This is a genomic window from Prolixibacteraceae bacterium, assembly GCA_019720755.1.
Classification (GTDB): Bacteria; Bacteroidota; Bacteroidia; order Bacteroidales; family Prolixibacteraceae; genus Halosquirtibacter; species Halosquirtibacter laminarini.
Genome location: CP081303.1, coordinates 2,959,682 through 2,973,588 on the forward strand (window position 1 = coordinate 2,959,682; position 13,907 = coordinate 2,973,588).

Annotated in this window: 21 protein-coding genes; 1 reads left to right on the forward strand and 20 read right to left on the reverse strand. The window is 38.8% G+C overall.

Going from position 1 to position 13,907, the window contains the following annotated elements:
* Positions 1-13: 13 nt before the first annotated feature.
* From rplF to rpsL, 20 genes are all read right to left on the reverse strand, one after another.
* Positions 14-568, reverse strand: a complete 555-nt coding sequence (gene rplF / locus K4L44_11600) for a 50S ribosomal protein L6 (GenBank protein QZE13230.1) — start codon at positions 566-568, stop codon at positions 14-16.
* An 18-nt stretch (positions 569-586) separates the two neighbouring features.
* Positions 587-985: a 30S ribosomal protein S8 gene (gene rpsH, locus K4L44_11605; protein QZE13231.1), complete on the reverse strand. Its 399-nt coding sequence runs from the start codon at positions 983-985 to the stop codon at positions 587-589.
* A 23-nt stretch (positions 986-1,008) separates the two neighbouring features.
* The gene (rpsN, locus tag K4L44_11610) at positions 1,009-1,278 is read right to left on the reverse strand and encodes a 30S ribosomal protein S14 (protein ID QZE13232.1); all 270 of its coding nucleotides are present in this window, start codon (positions 1,276-1,278) and stop codon (positions 1,009-1,011) included.
* A 5-nt stretch (positions 1,279-1,283) separates the two neighbouring features.
* On the reverse strand, positions 1,284-1,832 hold the full coding sequence (gene rplE, locus K4L44_11615; GenBank protein ID QZE16002.1) for a 50S ribosomal protein L5: 549 nt from the start codon (positions 1,830-1,832) through the stop codon (positions 1,284-1,286).
* 11 nt (positions 1,833-1,843) lie between these two features.
* The gene (rplX, locus tag K4L44_11620; protein QZE13233.1) at positions 1,844-2,167 is read right to left on the reverse strand and encodes a 50S ribosomal protein L24; all 324 of its coding nucleotides are present in this window, start codon (positions 2,165-2,167) and stop codon (positions 1,844-1,846) included.
* Positions 2,168-2,180: 13 nt separating this feature from the next.
* Entirely contained in the window at positions 2,181-2,546 is a 366-nt protein-coding gene (gene rplN / locus K4L44_11625; protein QZE13234.1) for a 50S ribosomal protein L14, read from the reverse strand.
* Between the two features lie 2 nt (positions 2,547-2,548).
* Positions 2,549-2,803: a 30S ribosomal protein S17 gene (gene rpsQ, locus K4L44_11630; protein QZE13235.1), complete on the reverse strand. Its 255-nt coding sequence runs from the start codon at positions 2,801-2,803 to the stop codon at positions 2,549-2,551.
* An 11-nt stretch (positions 2,804-2,814) separates the two neighbouring features.
* Positions 2,815-3,015, reverse strand: coding sequence for a 50S ribosomal protein L29 (gene rpmC, locus K4L44_11635; protein ID QZE13236.1), 201 nt, complete (start codon positions 3,013-3,015; stop codon positions 2,815-2,817).
* On the reverse strand, positions 3,015-3,449 hold the full coding sequence (gene rplP, locus K4L44_11640; GenBank protein QZE13237.1) for a 50S ribosomal protein L16: 435 nt from the start codon (positions 3,447-3,449) through the stop codon (positions 3,015-3,017). Before rplP ends, rpmC begins: the two co-directional genes overlap by 1 nt.
* Positions 3,450-3,477: 28 nt before the next feature.
* Positions 3,478-4,185 (reverse strand): 30S ribosomal protein S3, encoded by a 708-nt coding sequence (gene rpsC / locus K4L44_11645; GenBank protein QZE13238.1) that lies wholly within the window; start codon positions 4,183-4,185, stop codon positions 3,478-3,480.
* Between the two features lie 10 nt (positions 4,186-4,195).
* Positions 4,196-4,603, reverse strand: coding sequence for a 50S ribosomal protein L22 (rplV, locus tag K4L44_11650; GenBank protein ID QZE13239.1), 408 nt, complete (start codon positions 4,601-4,603; stop codon positions 4,196-4,198).
* Positions 4,604-4,618: 15 nt separating this feature from the next.
* Complete coding sequence (gene rpsS, locus K4L44_11655) at positions 4,619-4,888, reverse strand: 30S ribosomal protein S19 (GenBank protein QZE13240.1); 270 nt, start codon at positions 4,886-4,888, stop codon at positions 4,619-4,621.
* Between the two features lie 22 nt (positions 4,889-4,910).
* Positions 4,911-5,735, reverse strand: coding sequence for a 50S ribosomal protein L2 (rplB, locus tag K4L44_11660; protein ID QZE13241.1), 825 nt, complete (start codon positions 5,733-5,735; stop codon positions 4,911-4,913).
* 6 nt (positions 5,736-5,741) lie between these two features.
* Positions 5,742-6,032 carry a 50S ribosomal protein L23 gene (gene rplW, locus K4L44_11665; GenBank protein QZE13242.1) on the reverse strand — a complete coding sequence of 97 codons (291 nt, stop codon included), beginning with the start codon at positions 6,030-6,032 and terminating at the stop codon, positions 5,742-5,744.
* An 11-nt stretch (positions 6,033-6,043) separates the two neighbouring features.
* On the reverse strand, positions 6,044-6,673 hold the full coding sequence (gene rplD, locus K4L44_11670) for a 50S ribosomal protein L4 (GenBank protein QZE13243.1): 630 nt from the start codon (positions 6,671-6,673) through the stop codon (positions 6,044-6,046).
* Positions 6,673-7,293: a 50S ribosomal protein L3 gene (gene rplC / locus K4L44_11675; GenBank protein ID QZE16003.1), complete on the reverse strand. Its 621-nt coding sequence runs from the start codon at positions 7,291-7,293 to the stop codon at positions 6,673-6,675. The genes rplD and rplC overlap by 1 nt, the downstream gene beginning before the upstream one ends.
* Positions 7,294-7,313: 20 nt before the next feature.
* A complete protein-coding gene (gene rpsJ / locus K4L44_11680) occupies positions 7,314-7,619 on the reverse strand; it encodes a 30S ribosomal protein S10 (protein QZE13244.1) in 306 nt (101 codons plus the stop codon).
* A gap of 21 nt (positions 7,620-7,640) precedes the next feature.
* The gene (fusA, locus tag K4L44_11685; GenBank protein QZE13245.1) at positions 7,641-9,749 is read right to left on the reverse strand and encodes an elongation factor G; all 2,109 of its coding nucleotides are present in this window, start codon (positions 9,747-9,749) and stop codon (positions 7,641-7,643) included.
* A 35-nt stretch (positions 9,750-9,784) separates the two neighbouring features.
* Positions 9,785-10,261, reverse strand: coding sequence for a 30S ribosomal protein S7 (rpsG, locus tag K4L44_11690; GenBank protein QZE13246.1), 477 nt, complete (start codon positions 10,259-10,261; stop codon positions 9,785-9,787).
* 193 nt (positions 10,262-10,454) lie between these two features.
* Positions 10,455-10,832 carry a 30S ribosomal protein S12 gene (gene rpsL / locus K4L44_11695; protein QZE13247.1) on the reverse strand — a complete coding sequence of 126 codons (378 nt, stop codon included), beginning with the start codon at positions 10,830-10,832 and terminating at the stop codon, positions 10,455-10,457.
* Between the two features lie 406 nt (positions 10,833-11,238).
* Here rpsL and K4L44_11700 point away from each other — a divergent pair, with 406 nt between their 5' ends.
* Positions 11,239-13,392, forward strand: coding sequence for an elongation factor G (locus K4L44_11700; GenBank protein ID QZE13248.1), 2,154 nt, complete (start codon positions 11,239-11,241; stop codon positions 13,390-13,392).
* Positions 13,393-13,907: the final 515 nt, after the last annotated feature.

Genomic DNA, 13,907 nt, shown 5'->3' on the forward strand with positions numbered 1-13,907 from the left:
CTAATTCTTATAATTATACTTTTGCAGACTTACCTGCTTTACGACGTAGTTGCTCACCATCAAACTTAACACCTTTTCCTTTATATGGCTCTGGCGTACGGAATGAACGGATTTTAGCAGCAACTTGCCCAATTAACTGCTTGTCACAGCTCTTCAAAGTAATAGTAGGATTGCTACGCTTATCTGTAACGGCCTCTACTTTAACTTCGTTTGGTAGTTGCAAATAGATGTGGTGAGAGTATCCAAGAACAAGGTCCAATAATTGACCTTGATTCTCAGCACGATAACCTACACCTACCAACTCTAATTTGATCTCGTATCCCTTAGAAACACCAATCACCATATTGTTGATTAGCGAACGATACAATCCATGCAAAGAAGCATGACGCTTCTGATCTGTTGGACGAGATACGACTACTTTATTCTCCTCTACTGAAACAGTGATATCAGCATCAACTTTTTGAGTTAACTCTCCAAGTCCACCTTTCACTGTTACAACATTGTCGTTAGAAACACTAACTGTTACACCAGCAGGGATTTCAATAGGTAATTTACCGATCCTTGACATTGAAAATTCTCCTTTTGATTAATATACGTAACACAATACTTCTCCACCGACATTAAGCTCGCGAGCTTCTTTGTCAGTAATAACTCCCTTCGAAGTAGAAAGAATTGCTACACCTAGACCATTCAATACACGTGGCATAGTGTCTGTGTTAGCGTATCTTCTCAAACCTGGCTTACTAATTCTCTTCAATCCTTTGATTGCAGGAATTCCAGATTCTGGATGATATTTCAATGCTATCTTAATACTTCCTTGATAGTTCTTCTCGTCATCAAATTTGTAACTTAGGATATAACCTTTATCCTTAAGAATTTTGGTCATTTCCTTTTTGATCTTAGATGCTGGAATTTCCACAACGCGGTGTTTCGCTTTTACGGCATTCCTTAATCTAGTCAAAAAATCAGCTATAGGATCTGTCATTTTTTTAAACTTTTTTTAAGAGATTACCAACTTGCTTTTTTAACACCTGGAATTAAACCAGCAGAAGCCATTTCTCTGAAGCAAATTCTACTGATTCCAAACTGACGCATATATCCTTTCGGACGTCCAGTCAATTTACAACGATTGTGCATTCGTACTGGAGAAGCATTTTTAGGAAGCTTCTGCAGTCCTTCATAATCACCTTCAGCTTTAAGTTGACTACGCTTTTCAGAAAAACGAGCTACTAGTTTCGCACGTTTTACCTCGCGGGCTTTCATTGATTCCTTAGCCATATCTCTTATTTCTTTTTAGCGTTTTTGAAAGGCATACCAAATTCACGTAACAATGCGTACCCTTCTTCATCAGTGTTCGCTGTAGTTACGAATGTAATATTCATACCAGAAATTTTATTGATTTTATCCATCACAATTTCCGGGAAAATGATCTGCTCTGTGATACCCAATGTATAGTTACCTCTTCCATCCAATTTACCTTGAATACCTTGGAAGTCACGAATACGTGGAAGTGCTACAGAGATAAGGCGATCTAAGAATTCATACATGCGCTCTTTACGCAAGGTAACTCTTGCACCAATAGGCATCTTCTTTCTCAACTTGAAGTTAGAGATATCCTTTTTTGATACAGTAGAAACTGCTTTTTGACCAGCAATCAAAGTCAACTCGTTTAATGCGATGTCAACTAATTTCTTGTCAGCAGTAGCAGCTCCGATACCTTGGTTGATAACAATTTTCTCAAGTTTTGGTGCCTGCATTACAGACTTATAACCAAACTCTTTCATCAAGGCAGGTAGAACCTGCTCTTGATATTTTACTTTATAAGTAGGCATATTTGTTGTCATCACTTAATCTCCTCTTTTGATTTTTTTGAATAACGAACTAATTTACCATCCTCATTAAGTCTGCGACCAACACGAGTAATCTCTTTTGTAGACGCATCTACGAACATCAAGTTAGAAATATGGATTCCAGCTTCTTTCTTGATGATTCCACCTTGAGGATTTTCGGCATTAGGCTTAACATGCTTAGAAATAAGGTTTACACCTTCAACAATAACACGGTCGGTTTTCTTGTTTACTTCAAGAACCTTACCTGTATCGCCTTTTCCTGATCCAGCAATAACCTTAACGGTATCCCCTTTTTTTATTTTAAACTTTTTTTGCATTATATTGTACGATTTACAAAACTTCAGGTGCTAATGAAACAATCTTCATGAAGTTGTCACGCAACTCACGAGCTACAGGCCCAAAGATACGAGTTCCGCGCATTTCACCTGCAGCATTCAACAAAACAACTGCATTGTCATCAAAACGAATGTAAGATCCATCTGGACGACGAACCTCCTTCTTTGTACGTACCACAACTGCTTTAGAAACAGTACCTTTCTTGATGTTACCAGAAGGAATAGCACTCTTAACAGTAACCACAACTTGGTCACCTACAGAGGCATAACGTCTTTTAGTACCACCTAATACACGAATAACCAAAGCTTCTTTTGCACCACTGTTATCAGCAACAGCACATCTACTTTCTTGTTGTATCATGGTTACTTAGCTCTTTCAATAATTTCTACCAATCTCCATCCTTTTTTCTTACTTAAAGGACGAGTTTCCATAACTTTTACGGTATCGCCGATATTACAATCGTTCTTATCGTCTTGAGCATACAATTTAGAAGTTTTATTTACGAATTTTCCGTAAATAGGGTGCTTCTCTTTGCGATGCACAGCAACTGTAATGGTTTTGTCCATTTTGTTACTAACGACAACTCCGATACGTTCTTTTCTAAGGTTCCTTTCCATCGTCATCCTTATTACTTAGTTTCACTAATTTGACGTAGACGCAAGATCGTCTTCAAACGTGCAACAGTTCTGCGGCTTGCACGAATACTTTGCGGGTTGTCCACTGGACTAACCGCATGATTCATCTCCATTCGAACCAATGCCTCAGATTCAGTTGCGATACGCTCTTGGATCTCTGCTGTACTTAATTCTTTAATTTCAGAAGTTTTCATTATTCTGCATTTGATGATTCAACAAAATCACGACGAACAACAAATTTTGTCGTCACAGGTAGCTTCTGAGCAGCTAAACGTAGTGCTTCTTTCGCAAGGTCAAATGGTACACCATCAACCTCGATAATCATACGTCCAGGTGTAACAGGAGCAACAAACGCCTCTGGAGCACCTTTACCCTTACCCATACGAACCTCAGCAGGTTTCTTTGTAATAGGCTTATCTGGGAAAATACGAATCCAAATTTGTCCTTGACGTTGCATCTTTCTTGTTACGGCAATCCTCGCTGCTTCTATCTGACGCCCTGTAATCCATGAAGTCTGTAGTGACTTAATACCAAAAGTACCGAATGAAAGTTGGTTACCGCGTTGAGCGTTCCCCTTCATCCTTCCTTTTTGGACTCTTCTGAATTTTACTTTTTTAGGCTGTAACATCCTTTACTAATCTTAGATAATTAACAAATTACTTTCTACGCTTCTTAAAACCTCCGCGCTTATTACCACCACGGTTATCGCGTGGAGCTTGTACTGGAGCAAGTTCAGGTTTTCCATAGATCTCGCCTTTGCAAATCCAAACTTTAACCCCTAAGAGTCCAGTTTTTGTCAATGCTTCAACAAGTGCATAGTCAATATTTGCTCTAAGTGTATGTAGAGGTGTTCTACCTTCTTTGTACATTTCCGAGCGTGCCATCTCAGCGCCATTAAGACGACCTGAAATCTGAACCTTAATACCTTCTGCTCCCATTCTCATTGCTGAAGAAATTGCCATCTTAACAGCACGGCGATAAGCGATACGGCCTTCGATTTGGCGAGCGATATTTGTAGCTACAATCTTAGCATCAAGCTCTGGTCTCTTGATTTCAAAAATGTTGATCTGAACATCTTTTTTAGTGATCTTCTTAAGCTCTTCTTTAAGCTTATCTACTTCCTGACCACCTTTACCAATAATAATACCAGGGCGAGATGTTTGTACGGTAATAGTAATAAGCTTTAGAGTACGCTCAATCATAATTTTTGAAATACTCGCTTTTGCCAAACGCGCATTCAAATACTTACGAATTTTAAAATCCTCGGCAAGCTTATCTCCGTAATCATTTCCTCCGAACCAGTTTGAATCCCATCCTCGGATAAATCCCAATCGGTTTGCTATCGGATTAACTTTTTGTCCCATGTATTATTATTTATTCTTCAACAACATTATTACTTGCTAAGCGAATAGTAACGTGGTTCGAACGCTTACGAATTCTGTGAGCACGTCCTTGAGGTGCTGGTTGAATTCGTTTCAATGAACGTCCACCATCCACGAACACTTCTTTAACATACAAATTACTCTCTTCCAAACGAACTCCTTCGTTTTTTGCCTGCCAATTAGCAATAGCAGAAAGAAGTAACTTCTCTACTTTTCTAGAAGCCTCTTTTGAAGAGAACTTCAAGATATCTAATGCGCGATTCACTTCTACACCACGAATCATATCCACTACCAAACGCATTTTGCGTGGCGAAGTAGGACAGTTACGCAACATAGCTGAATACTGTTGTTTTTTCGCTTCTTTAAGCTTTATCGCATTATTATGTTTTCTTGATCCCATCGTGATACAGATTTACTATTTTTTCTTATTACCACCATGACCGCGGAAAGTACGCGTTGGAGCAAATTCTCCAAATTTATGTCCCACCATATTCTCTGTCACATAAACTGGAATAAATTTGTTTCCATTATGCACTGCAACAGTATGTCCGACATAATCCGGAGAAATCATTGAGCTACGCGCCCAAGTCTTTACAACGGTCTTTTTACCTGACTCATTCAATGCTGCAACCTTCTTATCAAGGTTAACATCAATAAAAGGTCCTTTTTTTAATGAACGACTCATAACTTGTACTTACTTTTGCCGATTACTTCTTTCTTTTTTCTACAATATACTTATTCGAAGCTTTTTTCTTCGAACGAGTTTTGAAGCCTTTAGCCAATAGACCCGTACGTGATCTTGGGTGACCTCCAGACTGACGTCCTTCACCACCACCCATTGGGTGATCAACTGGGTTCATTGCCACACCACGAACTCGTGGACGGCGTCCCAACCAACGTGAGCGTCCCGCTTTTCCTGAACGCTCTAACGCGTGATCCGAATTACTTACTGCTCCAATTGTAGCACGACATGTAGTAAGTACCATACGAGACTCGCCCGAAGGTAATTTTACAATAGCATATCTGCCTTCACGTGAAGTCAATTGTGCATATGATCCCGCTGAACGAGCCATAACACCACCTTGACCAGGATGAAGCTCAATATTATGAATAATAGTTCCAAGAGGAATATTTGATAGAGGAAGAGTGTTTCCTACTTCAGGAGCTACATCATCACCAGACATCAACTGTTGTCCAACAGCTAATTTGTTTGGTGCTAAAATATAGCGCTTCTCACCATCAGCATAAACCAACAACGCGATACGCGCAGTACGGTTTGGATCATACTGAATAGATTGAACTGTCGCAGGGATACCGTCTTTATCTCTTGTAAAATCGATAACACGATATTTTCTCTTATGCCCTCCACCTATATACCTCATTGTCATCTTTCCAGAGCTATTACGACCTCCGGATTTCTTCATGGGCTTCAACAATGATTTCTCAGGTGTGTCAGTGGTAATCGTATCAAAAACACCAACGATCTTGTGTCTCTGACCGGGAGTTACAGGTTTAAACTTTCTTACTGCCATTTCCTATTAAATATTGCTGTAAAAATCAATTACGCCACCTTCTTTTAAGGTAACGATCGCCTTCTTAAAAGATGCAGTTTTACCGTTTTGCACACCAGTTTTGGTGTAACGCATCTTACGCTTTCCTGCATAAACCATAGTATTAACAGAGTCAACTTCAACCCCATACATAGCTTCTATGGCTCTTTTGATCTGGCCTTTATCTGCACTCTTCAAAACAACGAAACCGTAAGAGTTCAAAGTCTCTTGCTGCTCCGTCATTTTTTCTGTTACTATAGGTCGAACTAAAACATTCATTGCCTAAATCGTTAAATATTAAATACTTCCTCCAACTTATTCACAGAACTTTCTACGAAAAAGATGTTTTTCGCACGTAGAACATCGTAAGTATTCAAGTCAGATACTACAATAACATCTACATTCTGTAAATTTCTGGTCGACAAATATATGTTTTTATTTGCATCAGATAAAACAATTAACGACTTTTTATCATTAATATTCAAATTCTTCTGCAAAGAAACCATTTCTTTCGTCTTTGGAGACTCAAAAGTAAAATCTTCTAGAACTTTAATAGCTCCCTCGCTTGCCTTATATGTTAAAGCAGATTTACGAGCTAAAACTTTCACTTTCTTATTCAACTTGAAACCATAGTTTCTTGGACGAGGCCCGAAAGCACGTCCACCACCACGGAAAACTGGAGACTTGATACTACCCGCACGAGCAGTACCAGTACCTTTTTGTTTTTTGATCTTTCTTGTTGAACCAGAAATATCAGCGCGCTCTTTAGACTTATGAGTCCCTTGACGTTGATTAGCCAAGAACTGTTTTACATCCAAATAGATCGAGTGATCATTTGGTTCGATAGCGAAGATCGCATCATTTAATTCAACTTTGCGACCTGTCTCTTGTCCTGCTAGATTTAATACACTAATTTCCATTACTGCTCAATTATTAAGTAAGACCCTTTAGCTCCAGGAACGGAACCTTTAACAATTAACAAGTTACTCTCAGGTATTACTTTCAAAACTTTCAAGCTTTCAACCTTAACAGTCTTGCCACCATCACGACCTGCCATACGCATACCTTTAAATACACGTGCTGGGTAAGAAGCCGCTCCAATAGAACCTGGTGCTCTCAAACGGTTATGCTGACCGTGAGTAGCTTGACCTACTCCAGCGAAACCATGACGCTTAACTACACCTTGAAAACCTTTACCTTTAGAGATACCTGAAACGTCAACCCATCCATCTGTACTAAATACATCAAGGGTTACAACATCACCAAGCTGAAAATCCATACCTTCTGCAGAAAACTCAACTACCTTTTTCTTAGGAGCAGTGTTCGCTTTTTTAGCGTGACCTTGCTCTGCTTTAGTAGCATGCTTCTCTTTTTTGTCCTCAAAACCCAACTGAACAGCAGCATAACCATCTACTTCTTCAGTACGAACCTGAGTTACAACACAAGGACCAGCCTCAATCACAGTGCATGGAATATTCTTCCCCTCAACACTGAATACGGAAGTCATTCCGATTTTTTTTCCAATTAATCCAGACATAATTCTTTAATTGTCTAAAATTATTAAAGTTTAATTTCTACTTCAACACCACTTGGCAACTCAAGTTTCATAAGTGCATCAATGGTTTTTGCAGTAGAACTGTAAATGTCGATCAAACGCTTGTAAGTTGACAACTCAAACTGCTCACGTGATTTCTTGTTCACGAAAGTTGAACGCAAAACAGTAAAGATACGTTTGTGTGTTGGAAGTGGAATAGGACCACTAACTACAGCACCAGTAGTTTTAACTGTTTTAACAATCTTCTCAGCTGATTTGTCTACAAGATTGTGATCGTAAGACTTTAATTTAATCCTGATTCTTTGACTCATTTCGAGATAAATTACTATATATTACAACAAATCTGTTCGACCTTTCACATTCTCCAACACCTCAATTGCGATGTTCTTTGGTACCTCCTCATAATGAGAGAAAGTCATTGAAGAAGTTGCACGACCAGAAGACAATGAACGCAAAGTAGTTACATAACCGAATTGCTCTGAAAGAGGCACTTTTGCCTTCAATACACGAGCAGTACCACGAGAATCCATGCTCTCTACTTGACCACGACGGCGGTTTAAGTCAGAGATAATATCACCCATATACTCTTCAGGAGTAACAATTTCTAGTGCCATCATTGGCTCCAATAATGCTGGAGAAGCTTGAGATGCAGCACTCTTAAATGCTTGACGACCTACCAATTCGAAAGACAACTGATCTGAATCGACCTGGTGGAAAGATCCATCATAAAGAGTCACTTTTAAACTCTCAACAGGATAACCAGCCAAAGGACCATTCGCCATAGCCTCTTCGAAACCTTTCTTTACAGATGGGATAAATTCCTTAGGAATAGTACCACCCTTAATTTTATCCACGAACTCAAGACCAACAAAAGTCTCATCTTCAACAGGTGCTACACGCACATGAATATCCGCAAATTTACCACGTCCACCCGACTGCTTTTTGAATGTTTCACGCAAAGCAACTTCTGAACGAATAGTTTCTTTATATGATACTTGTGGTTCACCTTGATTACATTCCACCTTAAACTCACGCTTAAGACGATCAATAATAATCTCCAAGTGAAGCTCACCCATACCACGGATAATAGTTTGTCCTGAATCTTCATCAGTATTAACCTGGAAAGTTGGATCTTCTTCAGAAAGCTTAGCAAGCCCCATACCCATCTTATCCATATCCTTTTGAGTCTTAGGCTCAATTGCTACACCGATCACAGGATCAGGGAAAGTCATCTGCTCAAGAACCATTGGAGCATCCAATGCACACAATGTATCTCCTGTACGAATGTCTTTAAATCCTACTGCAGCACAGATATCACCAGCCTCAATTTTCTCTCTTGCCTCTTGCTTGTTTGAGTGCATTTGGAAAAGACGAGAAATACGCTCTTTCTTTCCAGTACGTGCATTAAACACATAAGAACCTGAATCAATAACACCAGAGTACACACGAATAAAACACAAGCGACCTACGAATGGGTCAGTTGCAATTTTAAATGCCAATGCAGACAAAGGCTCAGTAGCATCTGGTTTACGAGTAATTTCAGAATCATCATCCAAAGAAGTACCTACAGTCTCCCCTTTATCAAGTGGAGATGGCAAATACAAACAAACAGCATCTAGAAGAGTCTGAACACCTTTGTTTTTGAATGAAGAACCACACATCATTGGAACTACATCTCCAGCAATAGTAGCTTTACGAATCACATCATACATCATCTCTTCAGTGATGCTATCAGGATCTTCAAAGAAACGCTCCATCAAAGCTTCATCCTGAACAGCTACAGCTTCAACCAACATTTCTCTATATTCATTAGCTTGATCCACCATATCAGCAGGAATCTCCTCAACAGAGTAATCCGCTCCCATAGTTTCATCATGCCAAACAATTGCTTTCATTTTCACAAGGTCAACAATCCCTTTGAAAGTCTCTTCAGAACCAATAGGCAACTGAATAGCCACAGGATTTGCACCTAATTTAGTTTTAACATCATTAATAACGTTAAAAAAATCGGCACCAGAACGGTCCATCTTGTTTACGTAAGCAATCTTAGGCACACCGTACTTATCAGCTTGACGCCAAACAGTCTCTGATTGAGCCTCAACACCACCAACAGCACAGAATGTAGCTACTGTACCATCCAAAACACGTAATGAACGCTCTACTTCAACAGTAAAGTCAACGTGACCCGGAGTATCGATGATATTAATCTGGTGCGTGTCACCGGCATAATTCCACTCAGTATATGTCGCAGCAGAAGTAATAGTAATACCACGCTCCTGCTCTTGCTCCATCCAATCCATTGTAGCTGCACCATCGTGCACCTCACCAATTTTGTGAGTTCTACCAGTATAGAACAAAATACGTTCTGTAGTGGTAGTCTTACCAGCATCAATGTGAGCCATGATACCGATATTTCTAGTAAATTTTAAATCTCTAGCCATTATATACTTATTGTATAAATAGATTCAACCAACAATTAGAAACGGAAATGAGCAAACGCACGGTTAGCCTCTGCCATTCTATGAGTATCTTCTCTTTTCTTATAAGCTCCACCCTCTTCGTTGAACGCAGCCATAATCTCAGCAGCCAATTTATCGGCCATTGTTTTACCTGAACGCTTACGAGCAAACAAAATCAAGTTTTTAACTCCGATAGCCAATTTACGTTCTGGACGAATCTCCATTGGCACCTGGAATGTAGAACCACCAACACGACGGCTCTTAACCTCAACACCAGGAGTAATATTTTGGATTGCTTTTTTCCAAATCTCTAGTGAAGACAATTCTTCATTTTTCATGCGACTATCAACAATGTCAAGTGCATCATAAAAAATGCGGAATGCCACACTTTTCTTACCATCTTGCATCAAGTCATTAACGAACCTAGTTACCATGGTATCGTTAAATTTTGGATCCGGTAAAAGGACCCTCTTTTTTGGTTTTGACTTTCTCATCTTTTAGCTAAAATGTTTGTGTTATTCGAATTGGCTGTTAAGCTTCAGGCAGCCTACCTTTCTATAAATCTTTGAAACCAGAACGGAAATCAAACCCTTACTCAACCAAACCACTAACAAACAACTAAGATTTTAAATAAATTACAGTTTCAACACACTGTCGAAACAACTTTTTTAAATCCTAATCTAGAAATTACTTCTTCTTAGGTCTTTTCGCTCCATACTTAGAACGACGCTGAAGACGTCCCTCAACACCTGCTGTATCTAACGCACCACGAACTAAGTGATAACGCACACCTGGTAAGTCTTTAACACGACCACCACGTACCAATACGATTGAGTGTTCTTGCAAGTTGTGTCCTTCTCCTGGAATATAAGCGTTCACTTCTTTTCCGTTTGTTAGACGAACCCTTGCAACTTTTCTCATTGCTGAGTTTGGCTTCTTAGGAGTAGTTGTATACACACGCACACAAACCCCGCGACGCTGTGGACAAGCATCCAACGCTGGAGATTTGCTATTCTCCACTTTGCTTGTACGTCCTTTACGTACTAACTGTTGAATAGTAGGCATAAAATTTAATCTTTATTAAACTATAAGTTTTAAAATTAAAACGGCAGTGATACACTTTAAACAAAAGTAGTTGAAAACACAACACACTTCTGCATGTCTCACTAAGCCAAAAATCGAGGGGCAAAACTACTAATTTCCAAGACAAAAACACAGCTTTTCTAAAAAAAAGATCATTTTTCTCTATTTTTTTCTATATTAATGGGTAATAAATCACCAGTCAAGCACAATTTTCCCATCAAACATGCACAAATCTTCTTAAGATACATTTGTTTTCTCAAACGAAAAGCCACTCGTAACATGCTGTTAAACAGATCAAAGTAACAACACAAAAATAAACAATTAAGTTCTTCTTTATGTAACTTTAGTCACATGTAACAAATAGTATCAACCTTAAATACATTTGGCTATGAAAACATACAAAACATCAGACATCCGAAACCTAACCTTGATTGGTGGTTCCGGATCAGGTAAAACGACCCTATGTGAATCTATGTTATTCGAAGGAGGAGTGATCAAACGAAGAGGATCAGTTCAACAACAAAACACTGCATCAGACCACACCACTGTCGAACACGAATACCGCAACTCTGTTTTTAGCTCAGTATTGTTTACGGAATACAACGATAGAAAACTAAATATCATCGATACTCCAGGTATGGATGACTTTGTCGGAAACGTGATTCCAGCATTGAGAGTAGCAGCAACGGGCATAATGGTGATTAATGCTCCTGAAGGTATTGAGGTTGGAACTGAAATTGCAACACGACAAGCAAAGAAATTCGAAACACCAATAATTTTTGCAATAAATCATCTTGATAAACCTGAGATACATTGGGAATCTCTTATCGCCGATCTTAATCAAGGATACCAAAACCACATTGCTCAAATTCAGTACCCGGTAAAAACAGGAGAAGGTTTTCACAAAGTGGTAGATGTTTTGAAAATGAAACTTTATCAATGGGGAACAGATGGAGGAGAACCAGAGATTCTTGATATCCCTGATTCAGAAATAGAGAAAGCCAACGAGCTACATAACGAGCTCGTAGAAAAAGCTGCTGAGAACGATGAAGCATTGATGGAGCTCTACTTCGAAAAAGGTTCTCTTACTGAAAATGAGATGAGAGAAGGGATAAAAAAAGGGATGCTTTCAAGAGAACTATACCCCCTATTCTGTATCTGCTCTGAGAAAGATATGGGAGTTCGCAGACTAATGGAATTTATCTGCAATGTAGCGCCAGCGCCAAATGAATTGAAACCCAAAGAGACCATTGATGGCAAAAAAGTTGTCGTAGACGAAAACGAAAAAACATCTCTTTTCTTCTTTAAAACATCCGTGGAATCGCATGTAGGTGAGATAAGTTACTTCAAAGTAAACTCAGGAACACTTAAAGAAGGAGACGAACTTCTAAACACGACAACTGAAAACAAAGAAAAGATAAGTCAGCTATACGTATCTGCAGGAAAAGACAGAACAAGAGTTTCTCAACTTCACGCAGGAGATATTGGAGCAACAGTAAAATTAAAAGAGACAAAAACAGATCACACACTATGTGACAAAAGTGAAAACTATAAATTTAGAAATCTAAGATTCCCTAAACCTCGATACACAACTGCTATCAGAGCGGTGAATGAATCTGATGACGAAAAAGTTGCTGAAATTCTTCAGAAATTAGCACAAGAGGACCCAACATGGCAGATAGAATATGCTAAAGAGTTGAAACAACTATTAGTTCACGGACAAGGAGAATATCATATAAACACCCTTAAGTGGTACTTCGACCACATTTACAAAGTGGAGATATCACTAGAAAGACCTAGAATATCCTACAGAGAGACAATTACCAAACCTGCTACCGCGAATTACAGACATAAAAAACAATCTGGAGGTTCAGGTCAATTTGGAGAGGTGCACTTAATCATCGAACCATATACGGAAGGAGTAGATCCTAAAAAGAGCTTTAAGTTTGGTGAGAAGGAGATTAAACTTAACATTAGAGGTAAAGAAGAGCATCCTCTTAAGTGGGGTGGTAAATTGATATTCTGTAACTGTATAGTCGGGGGGGTCATCGATGCAAGATTCTTACCAGCAATACTAAAGGGAATTATGGAAAAGATGGACCAAGGACCTCTTACTGGTAGTTATGCTCGCGATATCATTGTTTATGTCTATGACGGCAAAATGCACCCTGTCGATTCAAATGAAATTTCATTTAAAATAGCAGGTAGAACCGCATTTAGTCAAGCATTCAAAGAAGCAGCACCTAAAATCCTAGAACCTGTATATAACATTCAAGTACATGTCCCTTCGGATAAAATGGGTGACGTAATGAGCGATTTACAGAGTCGTAGAGCTCTGATTCTTGGAATGGAATCTAGTGGCAACTATGAGGTAATCAATGCTCAAATCCCATTAAAAGAGACCTATAAATACTCAACAGCACTTAGTTCACTTACAAATGGACGTGCTATGTTTTCCATGGAGTTTGCACAATATGAAAAGATGCAAGCAGACGTACAGAAACAGATCCTTGAAGAGCACGAAGAGCTCGAAACAGTATAAGAGATCTATTTAGCTACAATTAAATTACATAAGGTGTGTCTTCAAAAGACACACCTTCTTTTTTGTCTCAAATTAAAATAAAACATAACGAATACATCGCGATGGTTCTATAGCATTAAAGCCCCATATACCGCGCTAAAGTAACAACGTAGGGAAAACCCTTACAGTAGAAATAAGTTGATACAACTTCAGTATATCAAGGACTATGAACGGAATATGTAGACCGAATAAACTTTGTTGTTCATTCCTATTATTTTCTCCAATACAAAAACCTAATCAACTATAGGATAAAGACGTGTTTTGGATACCCTTTGGTTACTCTGAGAGTAACCAAAGGGTAACTAAAGGGTAGAGGAAGGGTATCCAAAGTACGGATCAAACCACTAGAAAAGACATCTAGAATAGAGAATAATTTAAACAGGATAAATTGCAGAAAACATAAAAAGCAGAATTGCAGAAAAATGACATACGATTAAGAAATCATTGAGAAAAACATGCTAAGATCACATCGTATG

Bases quoted from the DNA above. Each gene is read 5' to 3' on its own strand.
- rplF (QZE13230.1), bottom strand. From the start codon at position 568: ATGTCAAGGATCGGTAAATTACCTATTGAAATCCCTGCTGGTGTAACA.
- rpsH (QZE13231.1), bottom strand. From the start codon at position 985: ATGACAGATCCTATAGCTGATTTTTTGACTAGATTAAGGAATGCCGTA.
- rpsN (QZE13232.1), bottom strand. From the start codon at position 1,278: ATGGCTAAGGAATCAATGAAAGCCCGCGAGGTAAAACGTGCGAAACTA.
- rplE (QZE16002.1), bottom strand. From the start codon at position 1,832: ATGCCTACTTATAAAGTAAAATATCAAGAGCAGGTTCTACCTGCCTTG.
- rplX (QZE13233.1), bottom strand. From the start codon at position 2,167: ATGCAAAAAAAGTTTAAAATAAAAAAAGGGGATACCGTTAAGGTTATT.
- rplN (QZE13234.1), bottom strand. From the start codon at position 2,546: ATGATACAACAAGAAAGTAGATGTGCTGTTGCTGATAACAGTGGTGCA.
- rpsQ (QZE13235.1), bottom strand. From the start codon at position 2,803: ATGGAAAGGAACCTTAGAAAAGAACGTATCGGAGTTGTCGTTAGTAAC.
- rpmC (QZE13236.1), bottom strand. From the start codon at position 3,015: ATGAAAACTTCTGAAATTAAAGAATTAAGTACAGCAGAGATCCAAGAG.
- rplP (QZE13237.1), bottom strand. From the start codon at position 3,449: ATGTTACAGCCTAAAAAAGTAAAATTCAGAAGAGTCCAAAAAGGAAGG.
- rpsC (QZE13238.1), bottom strand. From the start codon at position 4,185: ATGGGACAAAAAGTTAATCCGATAGCAAACCGATTGGGATTTATCCGA.
- rplV (QZE13239.1), bottom strand. From the start codon at position 4,603: ATGGGATCAAGAAAACATAATAATGCGATAAAGCTTAAAGAAGCGAAA.
- rpsS (QZE13240.1), bottom strand. From the start codon at position 4,888: ATGAGTCGTTCATTAAAAAAAGGACCTTTTATTGATGTTAACCTTGAT.
- rplB (QZE13241.1), bottom strand. From the start codon at position 5,735: ATGGCAGTAAGAAAGTTTAAACCTGTAACTCCCGGTCAGAGACACAAG.
- rplW (QZE13242.1), bottom strand. From the start codon at position 6,032: ATGAATGTTTTAGTTCGACCTATAGTAACAGAAAAAATGACGGAGCAG.
- rplD (QZE13243.1), bottom strand. From the start codon at position 6,673: ATGGAAATTAGTGTATTAAATCTAGCAGGACAAGAGACAGGTCGCAAA.
- rpsJ (QZE13244.1), bottom strand. From the start codon at position 7,619: ATGAGTCAAAGAATCAGGATTAAATTAAAGTCTTACGATCACAATCTT.
- fusA (QZE13245.1), bottom strand. From the start codon at position 9,749: ATGGCTAGAGATTTAAAATTTACTAGAAATATCGGTATCATGGCTCAC.
- rpsG (QZE13246.1), bottom strand. From the start codon at position 10,261: ATGAGAAAGTCAAAACCAAAAAAGAGGGTCCTTTTACCGGATCCAAAA.
- rpsL (QZE13247.1), bottom strand. From the start codon at position 10,832: ATGCCTACTATTCAACAGTTAGTACGTAAAGGACGTACAAGCAAAGTG.
- K4L44_11700 (QZE13248.1), top strand. From the start codon at position 11,239: ATGAAAACATACAAAACATCAGACATCCGAAACCTAACCTTGATTGGT.